The sequence below is a fragment of the Sporolactobacillus sp. THM19-2 genome (assembly GCF_004153195.1).
GTDB lineage: Bacteria > Bacillota > Bacilli > Bacillales > Sporolactobacillaceae > Sporolactobacillus.
Genome location: NZ_SEMC01000008.1, coordinates 53,111 through 69,997 on the forward strand (window position 1 = coordinate 53,111; position 16,887 = coordinate 69,997).

A 16,887-nucleotide genomic window follows, 5' to 3' on the forward strand; every position below is an offset into this window, starting at 1 on the left:
TTCCTTTAATTATTCAATCTATAAAAGGTTCCTAACTTAATATTAAGGGAATGACTCAAATAAGTAAAATTAAATAATGCGATCCACATTGATAAGTTTTTCTTATCAGTGACCGCATCAATTACATTCATTTAATTATAGATGGAATATCCTGCGATTTGAACAGGCCATCAGGTCGATTTAGTGAGCTGAACGATAAATTTATAACGATCTGCGCGATATAATGACCTGGTGAATTCAAAAGCTGTCCCATTTTTCAAAAACGAAATACGTTCGATGACAAGAATGGGTGACCCCTCTGGTACGTCAAGTAAATGAGCTTCTTCAGCGGTGACCAGAGCCGCTTCAAGTGACTGCTCGGCATGATCAATTTTGAGTCCGCGTGATTTTTCAACATAGTCATACAGTGATGTATCCGCTTCTGAAGATGTCAGTCCTGGAACAATCTTCTCCGGGATATATGTTGTTTCAATCGCCATAGGGCGCTGATCTGCGTATCTGGTCCTCCTGATCTGATAGACCTGTTCACTTTCACTAAGCTGAAGCTTGCGACCAATTTCTATTCCGACCGAAATCAGATCAAAACCCAGGAGTTTACTGCCGGGGTTCAGTCCACGGTTCAGCATATCCTCAGTGAATCCATTAAGTTGGTTCAGAGCTTTTTCGATCTTTCTCTGATCGGAGACAAAAGTCCCCTTCCCTTTTTTTCGAATCAGAACCCCGGAATTAACTAATTCCATAACAGCCTGGCGGATAGTCATCCGTGACACGTGAAATTTTTCAGTAAACTCCCTTTCAGACGGAATTTTATCGCCTGATTTCAGGTTCTTATTCCTGATCAGCCCTTCGATATACTGCTTTATCTGATAATATACCGGAACGGGCGATTGCCGATCAATCATTCAGGGTCTCACCACTTTGCCCGGTACAAGTGACAGCGCCGCTTCATCAGCTATTATGGTCACATTGGGATGCTGAATGAGTGCTGAAGCAGGGAATTTTTCGTCAGATTTTGTGGATGACAGCAGTTCTTTCATGGCTTCAGCTTTTGCCTTTCCTGATGCAATCAGGAGGATGGCTTTGCTCTTTAAAATTGTTCCGATACCCATGGTGATCGCCTTTTCCGGAACCTCACTCAAACTGCTGAAATAGCGTGCATTCGCTGCACGGGTTGATGGTGTCAGTGTGACGACATGCGTCCCGATATCGTGAGGGGTCCCCGGTTCGTTGAAGCCGATATGCCCGTTCTGACCAATCCCGAGAAGCTGGAGATCAATTCCACCCAGGTGCTCAATTAACCGATCATACTTCAGACAGGCTTCTTTCAGGGATGCTGCGTTCCCGTCCGGTAAAAAACAATGATCTGCTCTAAGATCAACATGGTTGAATAGTTTTTCTTTCATATAATGATGATAACTGTTAGGATCATCCTGAATTAATCCGACATACTCATCCAGATTAACGGTTGTCACCTGTTTATAACTGGTGTGATTTTTGTTGTAATCTTCGACAAGTTCTTTATATGTTCCTTCAGGCGTGCCTCCAGTTGCCAGGCCAAGTACTGCCTGAGGCTTTTCATGAATAAAGTCACTGATCGCCTTAGCCGCCCTCTGGCTTAATGCTTTCTGATTCGCTACCGTTATTAATTTCAATTGAATCCCACCCCTGCTCTCTCATAGGCTACTTTTCCACGACAAACTGTCATAACAAGATCGTTGTTCTCATCGAGAATAACAAAATCTGCATCCTTTCCAATCTCCAGTGATCCTTTTCTGTCGAATACATTGCACTGCAGTGCCGGATTGATCGCTCCCATTTGAATGACGTCGTCCAGGGTTGCGTCAGTAAAAGCAAGTATATTTTTTATTGCCTGGTTCATTTTCAGGACACTGCCGGCAATTGTTCCTGAGGCGAGTGTTGCCAGTCCGTCCTTAACGCGAACATTCTGACCACCAAGGTCGTAGACTCCATCTTTCAGACATTTAGCCCGCAAAGCATCGGTGATCAGAATAATCCGATCACTTCCCTTGAGCTTATATGCAAGATTGACCATTCCCTGGCAGACATGTTTTCCATCGCAAATCAGTTCCGTATATAAGTTATGGTGCAGCAAAGCGCCGCCGAGAACACCAGGTTCACGATGATGCATACCACGCATTCCATTATATAGATGTGTCACCTGAGTGGCACCGGCGCCAATCGCCTTAATCACATCCTCATCCACACCATTACTGTGTCCAATTGAGGCGACAACATGTTCCTTAGCAAGATGATGGATCAGTTCCAGCCCACCTTCTATTTCCGGAGCAAGCGTGACTTCCTTTATATTATGATTTGATTGTTCCTGCCAGCGATCAAATTTTTCTATATCAGCAGGTACAATATATTTTTCTGGCTGTGCACCGGCTTTTTCACTGCTTATAAAAGGTCCTTCAAGATGAAGCCCGATAATTTCTGCTTCCCCGGCTTTCTGATGGCCGATCACTTCAGCGGCATTGATAAGTGCCGCTTCAATAGCCTCATCTGACTGGGTAATGGTTGTAGCAAGAAATGAAGTGGTTGCTTCTTTCGGGAGAGCGGCAGCAATCGTACTTAATGCTTCATGAGTTGCATCCATTGTATCCGATCCGTTCGCTCCGTGAATATGCATGTCAATCATACCGGGAATGCACTTATAGTCTGATGGAAAATGCAGAACCTCGTCTCCTGACTGATCTGCCGATCTTCCGACGGCCACAATCTTCCCCTGATCAAAAGAAAGACTTCCTTCATTGATCCATTCCTGATCTGAATAAACGGAACAACCTGAAATTTTCTTAAGCATGATCATTGCATCTCCTTTTTCTTTTATTTTATCACAAACAACAGCCATATGTCTAGACAACTAGACTTAAATGCATTTAGATGTGTTCTGCCATTCTGACTATCTGCTCGCAAAGCCGATGCGTTTCAAGGGCGTCATCCTTAGAAATCGCTTCAGCTTTACCTTTAGCTGCTGCCTCAAGAAAAGCATCGACAATCTGTGGAAAACCACGTTTATATAAAGTAGGGGTCCAGTCATTAAAAGACCGTATGGATTTATCCATTCCATGGACCCATTCCCCCTCCACCAGATTCTTAACCCAAAATTCTCCCTGAGGAGACATCACCTGAAGGATTTCTTCATTGGCTCCGCTCGTGCGATTCATTAATGCACAAGCCTGTTCCCCATTCGTTGAAAATAAAACGGTCAATCCAGTAAATAAACCGGTTTCATTTTTCTGAGCACGGACAGTCAGAACATGAACAGGACCCCCCAGGACGTATCGAATGGTGTCAACGACATGAATAAAATCATCAAACACAAACGTTCGCACATCCTTTGGATCGTTTACTCTGTTTTTTTGAAGAACAACCATCGTTTTGTTTTTGACCGCTTTTGCTTCACTGTTCAGCGGAGCATAGCGGCGGTTAAAGCCTGTCATCAGCATGACATGTTTTCTTCTGGCAAGTTCAGTCAGCTCTTTTGCTTTTTCATAACTGTCAGCAATGGGCTTATCGACGTAAACAGAAATGCCGTGATTCAGTAATTCAGTGACCAATTTCGGATGAGCGAGTGTTGCAGCATGGACAAAAGCCACTTGAATGCCACTATGAATCAGCTGGTCAATTTGTGAATATACATGCTGCCACCTGTAACGCTGACCAACACGCAGCAGAGTTTCCCTGTTTCTCGTACAGATGTGACACTCTATACCCTCTTTTTTGGACAAAACCGGCAAATAGGCTTTTGAGGCTATAGATCCGATACCGACAATTCCGACTTTTAACACATAATCCCTCCTGTAAATACGTTTATAAAAGGAAAAAGAACCCGATATGGGTTCTTCGTCCTCACTTCATCTGATTGTTGATGGCTTTCATCATCTGATTGAGTTTCTTTTGCGATGGGTGCTGTCCCATTTGTGTCATCATGACGCGAAGCATCTGTTCATTAATCGGCGGATTCTTTTTTAGGTAGTTCATCATATATTTACGGGCAATCAGAAAGCCAAGAATGACCCCTGCTGCAAGACAGAGTACGCCCACTAATATGTATAACCAGAGCATGTGCCTGTTTCCTCCTTGTGCCAACTATTCTACCTCAGTTTACACTAACACAGGAAAAGCGGTCAACCTTGCATCAGTGAAATTCCGCGTAAAAAAAGAGAAGGCCCGATCCTGTATTATATCAGGACCTTACCTTCTTCTGAAGGAGGATGAAAAATAACCGGTCGGTGAAAGGCAAGGTAGTTCACCGAGAGGAAATTCACATATTTTAATCGGCATCGCATAATTGCGATACACGCGATTAAACGAGTTTGATGTTGTATCACTACAATGGATTTTTATGACCCTTTGTTATATAACAGTATACCACAAAAAAACTGCCATGCAAACAGGCAGAGAAAAAAATTATTACTATTTAAAACAGTGGAGAGACCACGGCATCAATCGATCCAATGCCTTCTTTATAATTTTGAAGCATCAGTCAAGTCATCCAGCGTAAAGGGTATGACACCCTGATGGTTCACGAGTGACCCTTTAAAAGGTTCACCCGATTAATCACACTTGTCTGTGAATTGGGGATTGTGAAAAAACGGGTTTTGCTGTTTACATGGTGGCATTTATCCCAGGCCTGAATCTTAAAGCACAGGTATCCTGCCATAAACATTTTTATTTATGTACAGGAATAAACAATTCCTGGTCCGGCTCAATGTGATTTCGGGTGATCCTGTTATGATCCTCTACCCACTGAATGAAACCATTTCTGGTTAATCCAGGCGTTTCCTGCCCGTATTGTCCCGCTATGGACCATAAAGTTTCACCTTCATGGACGGTTATTGCTTTATATGAATCATTATCTGCAACAACGTTCTTCGCCATTAAAAGAAAAAGGGTTATCGAAAGGATAATAAAAACAATGATATATGAAGTACCTGATTTTTTGTGTTGCTCTCTTGTATTCATTTCACATTCCTCCGTGTATATACGAATTTACGTTCCCGGGAATATTTGTTCTTCTTTATTGTAATCAGCACATTTGTTCGTGTCAATCATTCGAACGAATGTTTGCATATAAATTTTTTGGATGTTATAATAAATGGTAGAAAAAAGGGAAAAGGGGCAGTATGCAGTATGATAAAACTCTCTAATCGGCAGCAAGCTATTCTGGACTTCATTAAACATGAAGTCGCAACAAAGGGTTACCCACCGTCCGTACGTGAAATATGCGATGCTGTAGGACTTGCTTCAAGTTCAACCGTTCACGGGCATCTCGCACGACTTGAAAAAAAAGGACTGATCCGGCGGGATCCGACAAAACCCCGTGCCATTGAAATTCTGGATCAGGATGACGATACATATAAAGAAAAAGCTGTACCTGTACCCGTAATAGGAAAAGTGACTGCAGGTATGCCGATCACCGCTGTTGAAAACATTGAAGAATATTTCCCGGTACCGCGTTCTATGGTAGAGGATGATGAAGTTTTTATACTGAATGTCACCGGGGAGAGTATGATTCAGGCAGGTATTCTTGATGGAGACAAAGTCATTGTCCGCAAACAGAGAGCAGCTGAAAATGGAGAAATTGTTGTTGCGATGACTGAGGATAATGAGGCAACCGTTAAGCGTTTCTTTAAAGAAAAAGACCACATCCGTCTGCAACCGGAAAATCCTGCGATGGATCCCATTATTTTAAATAATTGTGTCATTTTAGGTAAAGTGATCGGTGTTTTCCGTGATATACATTAACAGCGGAATCTAAGATGCCCGGAAGAAACAGACATCAGGTTTCTTTCGGGCACTTTATATGTATTTGTCAAATCCTGCATCATGACAGCGTGTACATACTTTTCAAAGTTGGGTACAATAGAGATATAAAGAATGGAGGGATAGAAAATGAATGAACAATTAAAAAAGATTTTTCTCACGGGTCTCGGCGCGACCCTGGCCAGTAAAGAGAAAGCGGATCAGCTGTTTGGCAATCTGTCTCACAATGGCAGTGCAGCAGCAGATGAAGCGAAAGCTTATTTATCAAAATTGAGTGATAAAGGTCAAACTAAGACGGATCAGTGGCAAAACGACATGAAGAAGGATATTCGTGAATCGATTGCTGATCTTGGGTTTGTTACTTCAGAGAAGTATCAGAAGCTGGCTGAACGTGTACAGATTCTGGAACAAAAACTTGCTGAATCTGAAAAAAAAGGCTCGATAAATGATACGGAATCGCCCAAACAATAAACTTCAGCAAGGTGAGGATCATGATTGGAAAACGCATACGCCACATGAAAAGATATCGGGAGATTGTTACGGTCCTGGTTAAGTATGGGTTTGGCTACATGGTCCGGGATGTGGGTCTGCTCCATCTCCTGTCGCTTCCAAAACAGATGGTATCAGATTTTTCAGGGAACGGCAGTAATCGTAAGCCGGTCGGGCGAAGAATTCGACTGATGTTTGAGGAACTCGGACCAACATTCATCAAGCTCGGCCAACTGCTTAGTCTGCGTTCGGATATTATACCTGAAAATATAGCTAATGAACTGCGAAAATTACAGGATCGGGTGACTCCAATCGATCCTGCTTCGATTAGACATGTGATTCATGATGAATTTGGTTTACCTCCGGAGAAGATTTTTGCCTCTTTTGATGACAACTGTCTGGCTGCTGCTTCAATAGCACAGGTTCATCGGGCGACATTGAAATCCGGTGAAGAAATCGTCGTAAAGATCAGACGGCCAAACATAGAAAACATCATTGTAAATGACATCGATATCCTGCGTGATCTTACTGCTCTTCTGGAAAGGCACTATCAATGGGCAAAAGACTTTCAAATCAGCGCATTGGTGGAAGAATTTTCAACTGCTATCCGCAGTGAGATGGATTATTTCAGAGAAGGTCGAAACACGGAGAAACTGAACCGTTACTTTTCAGATAATGAAAATATCATCATTCCCAAAGTATTTTGGAAGTACTCGAGCAGCAAGGTCCTGTCACTCGAGTACATTCATGGTGTTCGATTCAATGAACTGCTTCACCTTCATAACGATAAGTTTAGCAGCAGAGAAATTGCTGAAAGACTGGTTCGGTCATTTCTGGATCAGGCACTGGTTGTTGGTACGTTTCATGGTGATCCGCATCCTGGTAACCTTTTTTTCTTTCCCGGTAATAAAATCGCCTATATTGATTTCGGTCAGGTTGGCATTTTAAATGATGAGATGAAACAGAATTTTGCTAACCTGATTATCGGACTGATGAACGGCGATACAAATCTTCTTTACCGTACCATTTTCCATATGTCGGTCATGCCTGCCGATCTGGATGAGCGGCAGTTTAAGGAAGATCTGGAAATGCTCAGAGATAAATACTATGACCTTCCCTTTAAGGACATTCATATAGGAAAGGTCATACAGGAGATTTTTGAAACAACCAAAAGGTATCATATCTCGATCCCTAAAAACTATTCTCTTCTCGGTAAAGCCCTGATTACTCTGGAAGGGCTCATCACCAGACTGGATAATCAGTTCAGTATTCTGGAATTTGCTGAACCATATGGTCGAAAACTCATGCTTAACCGTTTGAATCCGGAGCGAGTCGGCAAACTGCTTTGGAACAGAATTTTCGAAGCTGCAGAAAACAGTTCCCGTCTGCCCGCGCTCCTGAAAAAAGCACTGACTCACCTGAACAGAGGCCAGACACATGTGGAAATGGAACTCCCACAGCTCGAACAGCTTCTTTCAAAACTTGACCGGGTAGCCAATCGTATCTCTTTCAGTATTATACTCCTCGCATTCAGCATCATCCTGACGGGACTTATGATCAGTGAAACGTTTGGAAAACACCCTTTTATCATAAATATACCTGTTCTCGACATTGCTCTTGCCATAGGTTCTTTTATGTTCCTGCTCATCCTGCTGGCTATTTTTCGATCGGGGAGATTTTGATCAGACATGAAGTAAAAAAGTTCGTGCACCAATTGTATGGTCCAAATCTCCGGCAAATTTGTTCAATGTTTTTTGTGCACTCGAGACCTGTTCTACCGAATTCTTACCTGATTTCCGGATCAGTCGTGAACATTCAGCAGATATCTGTCTGATCTGATACTCATCCACCCCCCTTCCAGCCATGTACAGAGCGGCCAATCTCTCGCCTTCCGGATAAAGACGATGCCAGGTATCTCCCGGCTGGTTCGAAATCATCTGGCAAGTCATCTTTTGTGAGTGATCTACCACAGCAAGCAGTACATCCTGCACCTGATGGGGTATCCTTCGAATACGAGTCGTCAGCCAGTCCCATTGATCCTGGCTGATCTTGTATGCCTCATCACGGAATAAAAAGTTTTCTCTAATTTCACGTAAGGCAGAGGCACTTCCTGTACAGCAAATAATCTGACTGTCGGAAATGCGCAGAGCACTGGGTTTACTTCCCGGTCTGACCACAATCTTCCCCTGTTTATTCATATCCACCAGGTGGTTGTCACTGACTACCGAAGCCCATTGATCTGATGCAATGATTGAAACAAAGCTCATAAAACAGATTCATCCTTCCACATGAAATATCACTCTTTCCCTCCTTCTTATCATAACAAATTTAGACCGTTAAGGTTTATAGAAGCGGAAACATTGCAATTTTCGGCAGAAGTCATAGAATAGACTTATAAGGTTCACTGGATTGTAAAATTTATATAGAGAAAAATTCTGAACCATTCATGAACCGATGTTTCAGAAGAAGTAATCTTTTGAAGGAGGATTATCCCTATGGGAAAAATCAAGGCAAGTGAAGCAGTTGTTTCATTGTTGGAAAAATGGGGAATTGATCACATTTACGGTATCCCCGGCGATTCAATCGACACCATGGTTGAAGCGTTGAGAAAAAAAGAAAGTAAAATTAAATTTTACACGGTTCGCCACGAAGAAGTGGCCTCGCTTGCTGCCGCCGCCTACGCAAAGCTGACCGGTAAGATTGGCGTTTGCCTGGCAATTGGCGGCCCCGGTGCCATCCACCTGCTTAATGGTATGTATGATGCGAAAATGGATCATGTTCCGATGCTTGTACTGGTTGGACATATTCCTTCGAAGCTGACCGGGACAGATTATTTTCAGGAAGTCAATACCGTTGATCTTTATAAAGATGTTGCGGTATATAACAAAGAAGTGACAAGTGCCGAGAGTTTCCCGGTAGTGGTCAATCAGGCGATAAGGACCGCTTATCAGGAACGTGGAGTAGCTGTCCTTTCTATTCCTGATGATGTGCCGCTTGGTGAAATCTCTGATCAGGCTGCTCAACTTTCCACAGTTTTTGAAAAGAAAATTCCCGGACTCGTTCAGGATGATTTAAGCGATGCGGTTTCTCTGATTAATAAGGCAAAAAATCCGGTCATTCTTGCCGGTGTCGGCGCAAAAAGCGCGAAGAAGCAGCTAAAAGCTTTTGCAGAACGAATTTCCGCCCCGGTATGTGTCACGCTGCCTGGTAAGGGCGCACTGCCTGATGACCATCCGAATTTTCTGGGGAATATCGGTAAAATCGGTACGAAACCATCTTATGAAGCCATGAAGAGCGCAGATCTGCTGATTATGGTGGGTACGGATTATCCTTATGCCGCATATCTTCCGGAGGGTGCAAAATGCGTTCAGATTGACATTGATCCGGTGAAGATTGGCAAGAGATATTCTGTCACGACAGGTGTTGTCGGAGATGCCGCTGAAGCGCTCGCATATTTGAACGAACACACCACACCGGTCAAGGACCGTCCGTTCCTTAAATCCTGCCAGGATAAGATGGCAAAATGGCTGAGTTGGATGGAAGAAGACAAATCCGTGAATAAGACGCCAATTGCTCCTCAGGCAGTGATGAAGGCTGTCCAGTCCATCGCTGAAGACAATGCGATTTTTTCCGTTGATGTCGGAACAGCCACGGTCTGGTCAACTCGTTATCTTCATGTGACGAATCAGGACTTCATCGTTTCCGCCTGGCTGGGAACGATGGGATGCGGACTCCCGGGAGCAATCGCCGCAAAACAGGCATTCCCTGATCGTCAGGCTATTGCAATCTGTGGTGATGGCGCCTTCGCTATGGTTATGCAGGATTTTGTCACAGCAGTCGAATATAATTGGCCGATCATTGTGGTCGTCCTGAACAACAAACAGCTTGCCTTTATCAAGTACGAACAGCAATCTGCCGGTCAGCTGAACTACGGCATTAATTTGCATGATATTGACTATGCCAAATTTGCTGAAGCGTGCGGTGGCAAGGGATTCCGGGTTGAAAAATATGAAGATCTGCAGGGTGCATTTGAAAAAGCGAAAGACTCTGATGTACCGGTTATCCTTGACGTAGCTGTAGACGAAAACGCAGCTCCGCTTCCTGGAAAGATAGTCATGGATGAAGCGAAGGGCTATGCCAAATTCGCATCTAAGTCCGTGGTCGAAAACCATAAATTTGAAAAAATGCCACCTATGAAAGATGTCGCGAGACGTTTCTTATAAGGTGATTATTTAAATTAAAAAAGGCGTCCGGTTAATTTTTTATAACCGGACGCCTTTTTTACACTTAAGCGATGAACATGTCTCATGTAAAGATCTAAAATCCTGCGGTAATAGCAGGCCCTGCCCATTTCTGATATTAAGGAAATATAATAAACATATAGAATTTATATAGCCTTTCAGTGATCGGGAGTTATTTTTTTACAACAGCATGCCCTCCAAACTCGTTGCGCAGGGCAGCAACGACTTTCCCTGAAAAAGTGTCCGATTCAAGCGAACGATAGCGCATCAAGAGAGACAGGGCAATAACAGGCGTTGAAACCTGCATGTCCAGTGCAGTTTCCAATGTCCACTTTCCTTCCCCTGAAGAGGCCATAATTCCACTCAACTGTTCCAGATTACCGTCCTTCGAGAAAGCATCTTCAAGAAGTTCGATTAACCAGCTCCGAATCACTGAGCCATGGTTCCACACCTTGGCTACAGCCTTGTTATCATAGTCAAATTCACTCTTCTGCAACACTTCAAATCCTTCGGCAATGGATTGCATCATACCGTATTCAATACCGTTATGTACCATTTTCAGGAAATGGCCGCTCCCTGCTTTCCCTGTGTAAAGGCAGCCATCCTTTACTGCAAGAGACTGAAAAAGAGGTTTGAGATAATCGAAAGTCTTTTTGTCGCCGCCGATCATCAGGCAGGCACCATTCCGTGCACCGCTCATCCCCCCCGACGTACCCACATCCATAAAAGAAATGCCCTGTTCCCTGCACATTCTGTAATGACGAAGGGAATCTGTATATTTTGAATTTCCTCCATCAAGTACCATATCTCCGGGATCAATGAGAGCCAGTAATGTGTTAAGTGTTTCTTCCATTGGCCGACCGGCTGGAACCATCAGCCAGAACACACGTGGCTTTTCCAGACTCTTAACCAATGATTCCAGAGAATAAAATCCTTGTATGTCCGGTATTCCTTCAGCTTTTTTAATCGCCTCATCTGACACGTCGTATGCTTTAACTTTGAAATGATGATCGGCCATATTCTGAGCCAGATTGTATCCCATTTTCCCCAGACCTACTAAGCCTATCTCCATAAAATCACCCTATACTTTGAATTTGTCTTCTTTGTTAAGTTTACCTCATTTCCATTTAGCATCCAAATTTGTTTTTCTGATACTTTTCCCTGTAAAAATTTTATCCCGTATGAACGGGAAAGGATCCGGTCTATTCAGACCGGATCCCCTTTTGTCTTCTTTTATGATTATGATTTTATTTTTTATCCCTGTTTCAGCGGTTTCTTCCACAGCCCAAGGATCAGGCCGGAAATGATTGCACCAATAATGATGGTCAGCAGGAAGAGGAAACCATGATTCCCGAGGAAGATAACAAATATCCCACCGTGCGGGGCCGGAATATTAATGTTCCATAACTGAGTCAACCCTCCGGCAATTGCTGCTCCTACGATACTTGATGACAGTACACGCAATGGATCAGCTGCAGCAAACGGAATGGCCCCTTCAGTTACAAACGACAGTCCCAGGATATAGTTGGTAATTCCTGCTTTATATTCGTCTTCGGTGAATTTGTTTTTAAATATCGTAGTAGCCAGGGCAATGGCCAGCGGAGGAACCATTCCTCCTGCCATAACGGCCGCCATCATCAGCCCGCCATTTGCGGCACCACTTGTAAATACACCGATAGCAAACGTATAAGCCGCTTTGTTCACCGGACCGCCCATATCAACGGCCATCATACCGCCAAGAACAATACCAAGGAGAACGGCATTTCCCGTTCCAAGGTTATTCAGGCCATTGATCAGGCCCGTGTTGATCCACTTGAAAAACGGATCTAGAATATAGTACATCAGACCGCCGGTAATCAGAAGTCCTAAAACAGGGTACAGCAGAATTGGCTTCAATCCATCAAGAGTCTTCGGCAGGTTCTTAAAACACTTCTTCAGGAGAACAACGACCCAGCCTGCCAGAAAACCGGCTGCCAGACCTCCAAGGAATCCTGCATTAGACGAGTAAGCCATAAACCCGCCGACCATACCTGGCATCAGCGCCGGCCGATCTCCGATACTTACGGCAATATATGCAGCCAGGATCGCAATCAGAAAGTGGAAGGCACCGGTGCCACCGCCTGCGATAGCACTGAGCATCTGAAAGATTGTATTATCCTTCCCCAGTCGCTCAAATAGAAACGACACAGCCAGTAAAATACCACCGCCAACAACGAATGGAAGCATATGAGAAATGCCGTTCATCAGGTCTTTATATATCCGGCTCCAGATCGAACCGTTGTTCGTTGAGGTTTCTTCTGTATCTGTATGACCTTCTGCATGAAAGACCGGAATCTGCCCGGCAAGCACTTTATCAATCAGATCACCCGGTTTACGAATCCCGTCGCTTACAGGCGTCTGCAGCAACTTTTTGCCATTAAACCTGGCCATTTCTACCTTTTTATCTGCTGCCACAATAACACCCGCGGCACGACTAATTTCATCTTTCGTCAGGACGTGCTTTACGCCTTCAGAACCATCCGTCTCCACACGAATGGAAACGCCCATTTCTTTTGCCTTTTTCTTCAGCGCATCTTCTGCCATATACGTATGGGCAATACCCGTCGGACAGGCTGTTACAGCGACGACAAACTTGTCACTGCCGGCAGGTTGATTACTGTCAGTCTGTTTATTTTCTTCCTTCTCTGCCTGCTTTTCATCAAATAAACGAACAACTTCAGAAGATGATTTTGCCTTTTTCACCTGTGCAACAAAATCCTGATCAATCAGTAATCTGGACAACGCGGCAAGTGTCTGCAGGTGAACATCTGCAGCGCCTTCAGGAGCAGCAATCATAAAGAAAAGATAAGATGGTTTCCCGTCCAGTGCCTGGTAATCCACACCTTCCTTACTGCGTCCAAATACCACGGTTGCTTCATTCACAGCCTTCGTCTTCGCATGTGGCATAGCAATGCCGTCTCCTATGCCTGTGCTTGATTCAGCTTCTCTTTTAAGAATCATTTTCTTAAAGGTCGCTCGATCATTGATCCGGCCATTTTTTTCCAAACTTGCAATAAGCTCGTCAATAGCTTCTTCCTTAGTCCTGGCATGCATATCCATGACCATAGCGCGTTCAATCATCAGATCTGTTATTTTCACTTTGTTTCACTCCACTTCTATAGATGCACTTAAGTTAACATCTCTCTGGTCATTGGTCCCTTCTCTCCTATTTTCCCCGGCCGCTTTTTTTGTAACCGGGGAAACCGGACAACGGGTGTCTGTAACTGACCAGCTTTTCTTAACCTGGGACCATTAACTGCAACAATAAACTCTGGTGATTTCAGAGATGGAAGAGCCTGCTGTATCAGGAAGAGAATCGGTAATCACATCAGCCTGATTTAAATCGATTATTTTACAGGAAGATATCTCGGAAAATTTACTGCTGTCTGCCAGCACGTATGTCTGTTCAGCAAGCTCACTGGCATGTTTTTTCAGCATAGCTTCTTCAGGATCCGGAGTTGTAAAGCCCATTTCAGTGTCAATTCCATTCACACCGACAAATGCTTTATCAAATCGAAATAAATTGAGAGTCTGGACTGCAATGCTGCCGATAACTGCTTTGGTCGACCGTTTTACTTTTCCACCGATCAGGTAGCAGACTGTATTTTGCTCAGCGAGCATTTCCCCGTGCTTCGGACCATTGGTGACAACGGTTACATGCTTATCTTTAAGAAAGGGTATCACTTCAAGCGTTGTTGTCCCCGCATCAAGGTAAATACATTCCTTGTCTTTCACCAGGCTTGCAGCAAATTTAGCAATCGCTTTTTTCTTTTGAATGTTTCTGGCTGTTTTTGTCGCCATATCCGGTTCATCATTACGCGGACGCACCAACAGGGCACCGCCGTGTACACGGCGAAGCAAATGTCTCCCCTCCAGTTCCTGAAGGTCGCGTCGAACCGTTGATTCAGAAGCATGCATCAGGGATACGAGATCCTGAAGTTTGACAACATGCCGATCCGTCAGTTGTTTCATGATAATCTGCTGTCTTTTCTCAGCAAGCATTTCCTATCCCTCCACAAGTCATTGTAACACCGCTTTCATTCAAATTCAATCATTATTTATCATTTTCTGTCAGCGCATACATGTGGAAGCCGACTGACCCGCCATGTGAGGCGCCAAAAGTCCAACTTTTTTTTGAAGCTTTTCCCGCAAAAATTTTATACTTTCTAAAAGCATAAAGTCAATTTCACTTAAAATCCTTCAGGTCCTGTTTTTTCCCAATAAGAATCATGACGTCAACTGTAACTTTCTCAGGTCCTTCCAGCGCCCAGATTCTCCGGGTGTCATCATCCGTATTCCAGGCAAGAGGCGTCATACAGATCAGCGATTGCCTCCCTGCTGCATCCATCTTACAGGTATATGAAAACTGTTTTGATTGAAAATCAGGGTAATTCTGACGAAAGTGAGCCAGTATCTCACTATTTGAATACTTTTCTCTTGAAGAATTTTTATAAAGATATCTACGCAGTTCCTGAAGATAACGCCTTTCAGGGACGACTTTTATGACAAAACCGTCTGGATGCAGCAGGTGATCAAATACCTGATAATTTGAGGGAGAAAGAATATTCAGTATGATATCAAAACTTCCCGGGAAAAAAGGAGGCTGAGTAAGGTCAGCTACGATCCATGTCTGACTGTGAAATTTTTTCGCGGCCTGTTCGATTCCCGCTTTTGATAAATCCATTCCTACACCTGTCACATGATTCGTTTTCTGAAGCAAGCGGCATAGTGCTGCCAAATGAGTCCCTTCCCCGCAACCCATATCAGCAATTTTTAAATTTTTCCCTGGCATGCCCGTTGCTTTTCTGATCATTTGTGTGATCTGCCGAATGAGGGGATTAAAAAAGCCCAGATCAAACATGACCTTTCGTCTGGCTTCAAAAAGTTCCTTACCGTAGTCATCATGTACTTTTCTATTCAGCAGATTCAAATAACCCTGTCTGGAAAAATCAAAGGTATGTCGGTTTATACAAATCATACTTTTTAAATCGGTAACCTTCATCGAAGATCCACACACCGGGCATCTGAAAAGACTTTCTATTCTTCTGACTCGTTCTGCACTGCCTGTCCTGTTGCTGACTCCCTTACTCAAATGATCACCTGATTTCCTTGTTCCGTTGAGTTAACCTGTTCCTTTTTGATTTTATTTCCAATTTCATCCATGTTTTTTTCAATCACATCTTCCATCTGGGTGAATATCCTAGTGTTGAAAAGGAGAGGATTAAAGTGTCATATAATCAAATGGATTCAAACAACACGCCAACTCTGTTTGAGCCCCACCTCATACCAGAAAACGCAACTCTACCCCGGAATGATGATATTGAAAGTATCCGTAATATGTGCCACAAATACATGAATTATCATGTGATCGTCAGTTTGAAAGACGGCTCACAACAGGAAGGCATTATTGAAAGTATGAACGATCAGGGGATCATCATGCTCGTTCCTGAAGATATTGATGGAGATGATGACAGACAGTTTTTTGGCTATGGATACCGTCCAAGATTCAGGAGATTTCGTCGGTTCCTCTTTCCGTTCTTCTTTTTCGTACCTCCGTTTATCTATCCCTATCCTTATTATTAAATATCTTACAGTAAATCAGTCCTGCCGGGCTGATTCGTACATAATCTATTGATTTCGATACTTCCGGATTTTTCTCAGAGGGCCTGCAACCGCTGGAGAGATGATACCTGCTGCCACGGCCTCCGCCAGCCCGTTTGTCAGAACAACCATGAGAAGAGCCGGTAATAATTTCGTAACATCCATGTGCAAAACATTGGCATAGGGAACGCGATAAAACAGATAAATCAGTCCCAGCACGAGTATCGTGTTTGTCAGCGAACCCAGCACTCCGGCGATGACCATTGACAGCCAGTCAAACACTTTAACTTTTTTCAGGCCAAGGTAAACATAACCCGCAACTAAGCCAATTAATACCCTCGGTAATACAGAAATCAGCGGGTTTGTAAAAACAATGGGAGCGATTGGACTGGTTGGAAAGGTATAGGCACGAATAAACGTTATCAGACCCCAGATTCCGCCGACCAGTGCGCCATCCAGGGGCCCCAGAACAAGCGCCGCAATGATCACGGTAATATGAATCAGTGTCAGACTGAATGGTCCGACTGGAATATAACCAAGAAAAGGAATAAAATTCTGTAAAATAATGATAGCCGTAAATATGCTCAATAACACCAATCTGTAGGTTTGCCGGTGCTGCATCACGATAACTCCCGTCACGTCAAATTGATCACCCATAATCTTATCACATTATGAACGATGATTCCTTTTATCAGGAACAGAAAAAATTTAAACGGGATGATCCCAT

Annotated in this window: 17 protein-coding genes; 5 read left to right on the plus strand and 12 right to left on the minus strand. The window is 43.6% G+C overall.

Going from position 1 to position 16,887, the window contains the following annotated elements; all coding sequences use genetic code 11:
* Positions 1–170 precede the first annotated feature (170 nt).
* From EWH91_RS08255 to yneA, 6 genes are all read right to left on the minus strand, one after another.
* Positions 171–902, minus strand: a complete 732-nt coding sequence (locus tag EWH91_RS08255; RefSeq protein ID WP_129929566.1) for a GntR family transcriptional regulator — start codon at positions 900–902, stop codon at positions 171–173.
* Positions 903–1,652: a glucosamine-6-phosphate deaminase gene (gene nagB / locus EWH91_RS08260; protein ID WP_129929567.1), complete on the minus strand. Its 750-nt coding sequence runs from the start codon at positions 1,650–1,652 to the stop codon at positions 903–905.
* Positions 1,649–2,824, minus strand: a complete 1,176-nt coding sequence (nagA, locus tag EWH91_RS08265; protein ID WP_129929568.1) for an N-acetylglucosamine-6-phosphate deacetylase — start codon at positions 2,822–2,824, stop codon at positions 1,649–1,651. The genes nagB and nagA overlap by 4 nt, the downstream gene beginning before the upstream one ends.
* 76 nt (positions 2,825–2,900) lie before the next feature.
* Complete coding sequence (locus tag EWH91_RS08270; RefSeq protein ID WP_129929569.1) at positions 2,901–3,812, minus strand: Gfo/Idh/MocA family protein; 912 nt, start codon at positions 3,810–3,812, stop codon at positions 2,901–2,903.
* Positions 3,813–3,873: 61 nt separating this feature from the next.
* Complete coding sequence (locus EWH91_RS08275; protein ID WP_129929570.1) at positions 3,874–4,089, minus strand: YneF family protein; 216 nt, start codon at positions 4,087–4,089, stop codon at positions 3,874–3,876.
* A 606-nt stretch (positions 4,090–4,695) separates the two neighbouring features.
* Positions 4,696–4,989 carry a cell division suppressor protein YneA gene (yneA, locus tag EWH91_RS08280; RefSeq protein ID WP_129929571.1) on the minus strand — a complete coding sequence of 98 codons (294 nt, stop codon included), beginning with the start codon at positions 4,987–4,989 and terminating at the stop codon, positions 4,696–4,698.
* A gap of 168 nt (positions 4,990–5,157) precedes the next feature.
* Between yneA and lexA the strand changes: the two genes are divergently transcribed.
* From lexA to EWH91_RS08295, 3 genes are all read left to right on the plus strand, one after another.
* Positions 5,158–5,772 (plus strand): transcriptional repressor LexA, encoded by a 615-nt coding sequence (gene lexA, locus EWH91_RS08285; protein WP_129929572.1) that lies wholly within the window; start codon positions 5,158–5,160, stop codon positions 5,770–5,772.
* 147 nt (positions 5,773–5,919) lie between these two features.
* Positions 5,920–6,261, plus strand: a complete 342-nt coding sequence (locus tag EWH91_RS08290) for a phasin family protein (RefSeq protein ID WP_129929573.1) — start codon at positions 5,920–5,922, stop codon at positions 6,259–6,261.
* A 20-nt stretch (positions 6,262–6,281) separates the two neighbouring features.
* Positions 6,282–7,961 carry an ABC1 kinase family protein gene (locus EWH91_RS08295; protein WP_240697304.1) on the plus strand — a complete coding sequence of 560 codons (1,680 nt, stop codon included), beginning with the start codon at positions 6,282–6,284 and terminating at the stop codon, positions 7,959–7,961.
* On the opposite strand, the gene EWH91_RS08300 is transcribed toward EWH91_RS08295, so the two are convergent.
* A complete protein-coding gene (locus EWH91_RS08300) occupies positions 7,962–8,546 on the minus strand; it encodes a hypothetical protein (protein ID WP_129929574.1) in 585 nt (194 codons plus the stop codon).
* Positions 8,547–8,774: 228 nt separating this feature from the next.
* Here EWH91_RS08300 and EWH91_RS08305 point away from each other — a divergent pair, with 228 nt between their 5' ends.
* Positions 8,775–10,502, plus strand: a complete 1,728-nt coding sequence (locus EWH91_RS08305) for a pyruvate oxidase (protein ID WP_129929575.1) — start codon at positions 8,775–8,777, stop codon at positions 10,500–10,502.
* A gap of 190 nt (positions 10,503–10,692) precedes the next feature.
* Here EWH91_RS08305 and gnd read toward each other — a convergent pair whose 3' ends face one another.
* The 4 genes from gnd to EWH91_RS08325 all read right to left on the minus strand — a co-directional run bounded on the left by gnd (position 10,693) and on the right by EWH91_RS08325 (position 15,576).
* Positions 10,693–11,592, minus strand: coding sequence for a phosphogluconate dehydrogenase (NAD(+)-dependent, decarboxylating) (gene gnd, locus EWH91_RS08310; RefSeq protein ID WP_129929576.1), 900 nt, complete (start codon positions 11,590–11,592; stop codon positions 10,693–10,695).
* A gap of 182 nt (positions 11,593–11,774) precedes the next feature.
* The gene (locus tag EWH91_RS08315; RefSeq protein ID WP_129929577.1) at positions 11,775–13,658 is read right to left on the minus strand and encodes a PTS fructose transporter subunit IIABC; all 1,884 of its coding nucleotides are present in this window, start codon (positions 13,656–13,658) and stop codon (positions 11,775–11,777) included.
* Between the two features lie 153 nt (positions 13,659–13,811).
* Positions 13,812–14,561 (minus strand): DeoR/GlpR family DNA-binding transcription regulator, encoded by a 750-nt coding sequence (locus EWH91_RS08320; RefSeq protein ID WP_129929578.1) that lies wholly within the window; start codon positions 14,559–14,561, stop codon positions 13,812–13,814.
* A 184-nt stretch (positions 14,562–14,745) separates the two neighbouring features.
* Positions 14,746–15,576 carry a methyltransferase domain-containing protein gene (locus tag EWH91_RS08325; RefSeq protein WP_326407568.1) on the minus strand — a complete coding sequence of 277 codons (831 nt, stop codon included), beginning with the start codon at positions 15,574–15,576 and terminating at the stop codon, positions 14,746–14,748.
* A gap of 209 nt (positions 15,577–15,785) precedes the next feature.
* Between EWH91_RS08325 and EWH91_RS08330 the strand changes: the two genes are divergently transcribed.
* A complete protein-coding gene (locus tag EWH91_RS08330; RefSeq protein ID WP_240697305.1) occupies positions 15,786–16,142 on the plus strand; it encodes a hypothetical protein in 357 nt (118 codons plus the stop codon).
* Between the two features lie 45 nt (positions 16,143–16,187).
* Here the strand turns inward: EWH91_RS08330 and EWH91_RS08335 are convergent, their stop codons facing one another.
* Positions 16,188–16,817, minus strand: coding sequence for an ECF transporter S component (locus EWH91_RS08335; RefSeq protein WP_256359834.1), 630 nt, complete (start codon positions 16,815–16,817; stop codon positions 16,188–16,190).
* Between the last annotated feature and the right edge of the window lie 70 nt (positions 16,818–16,887).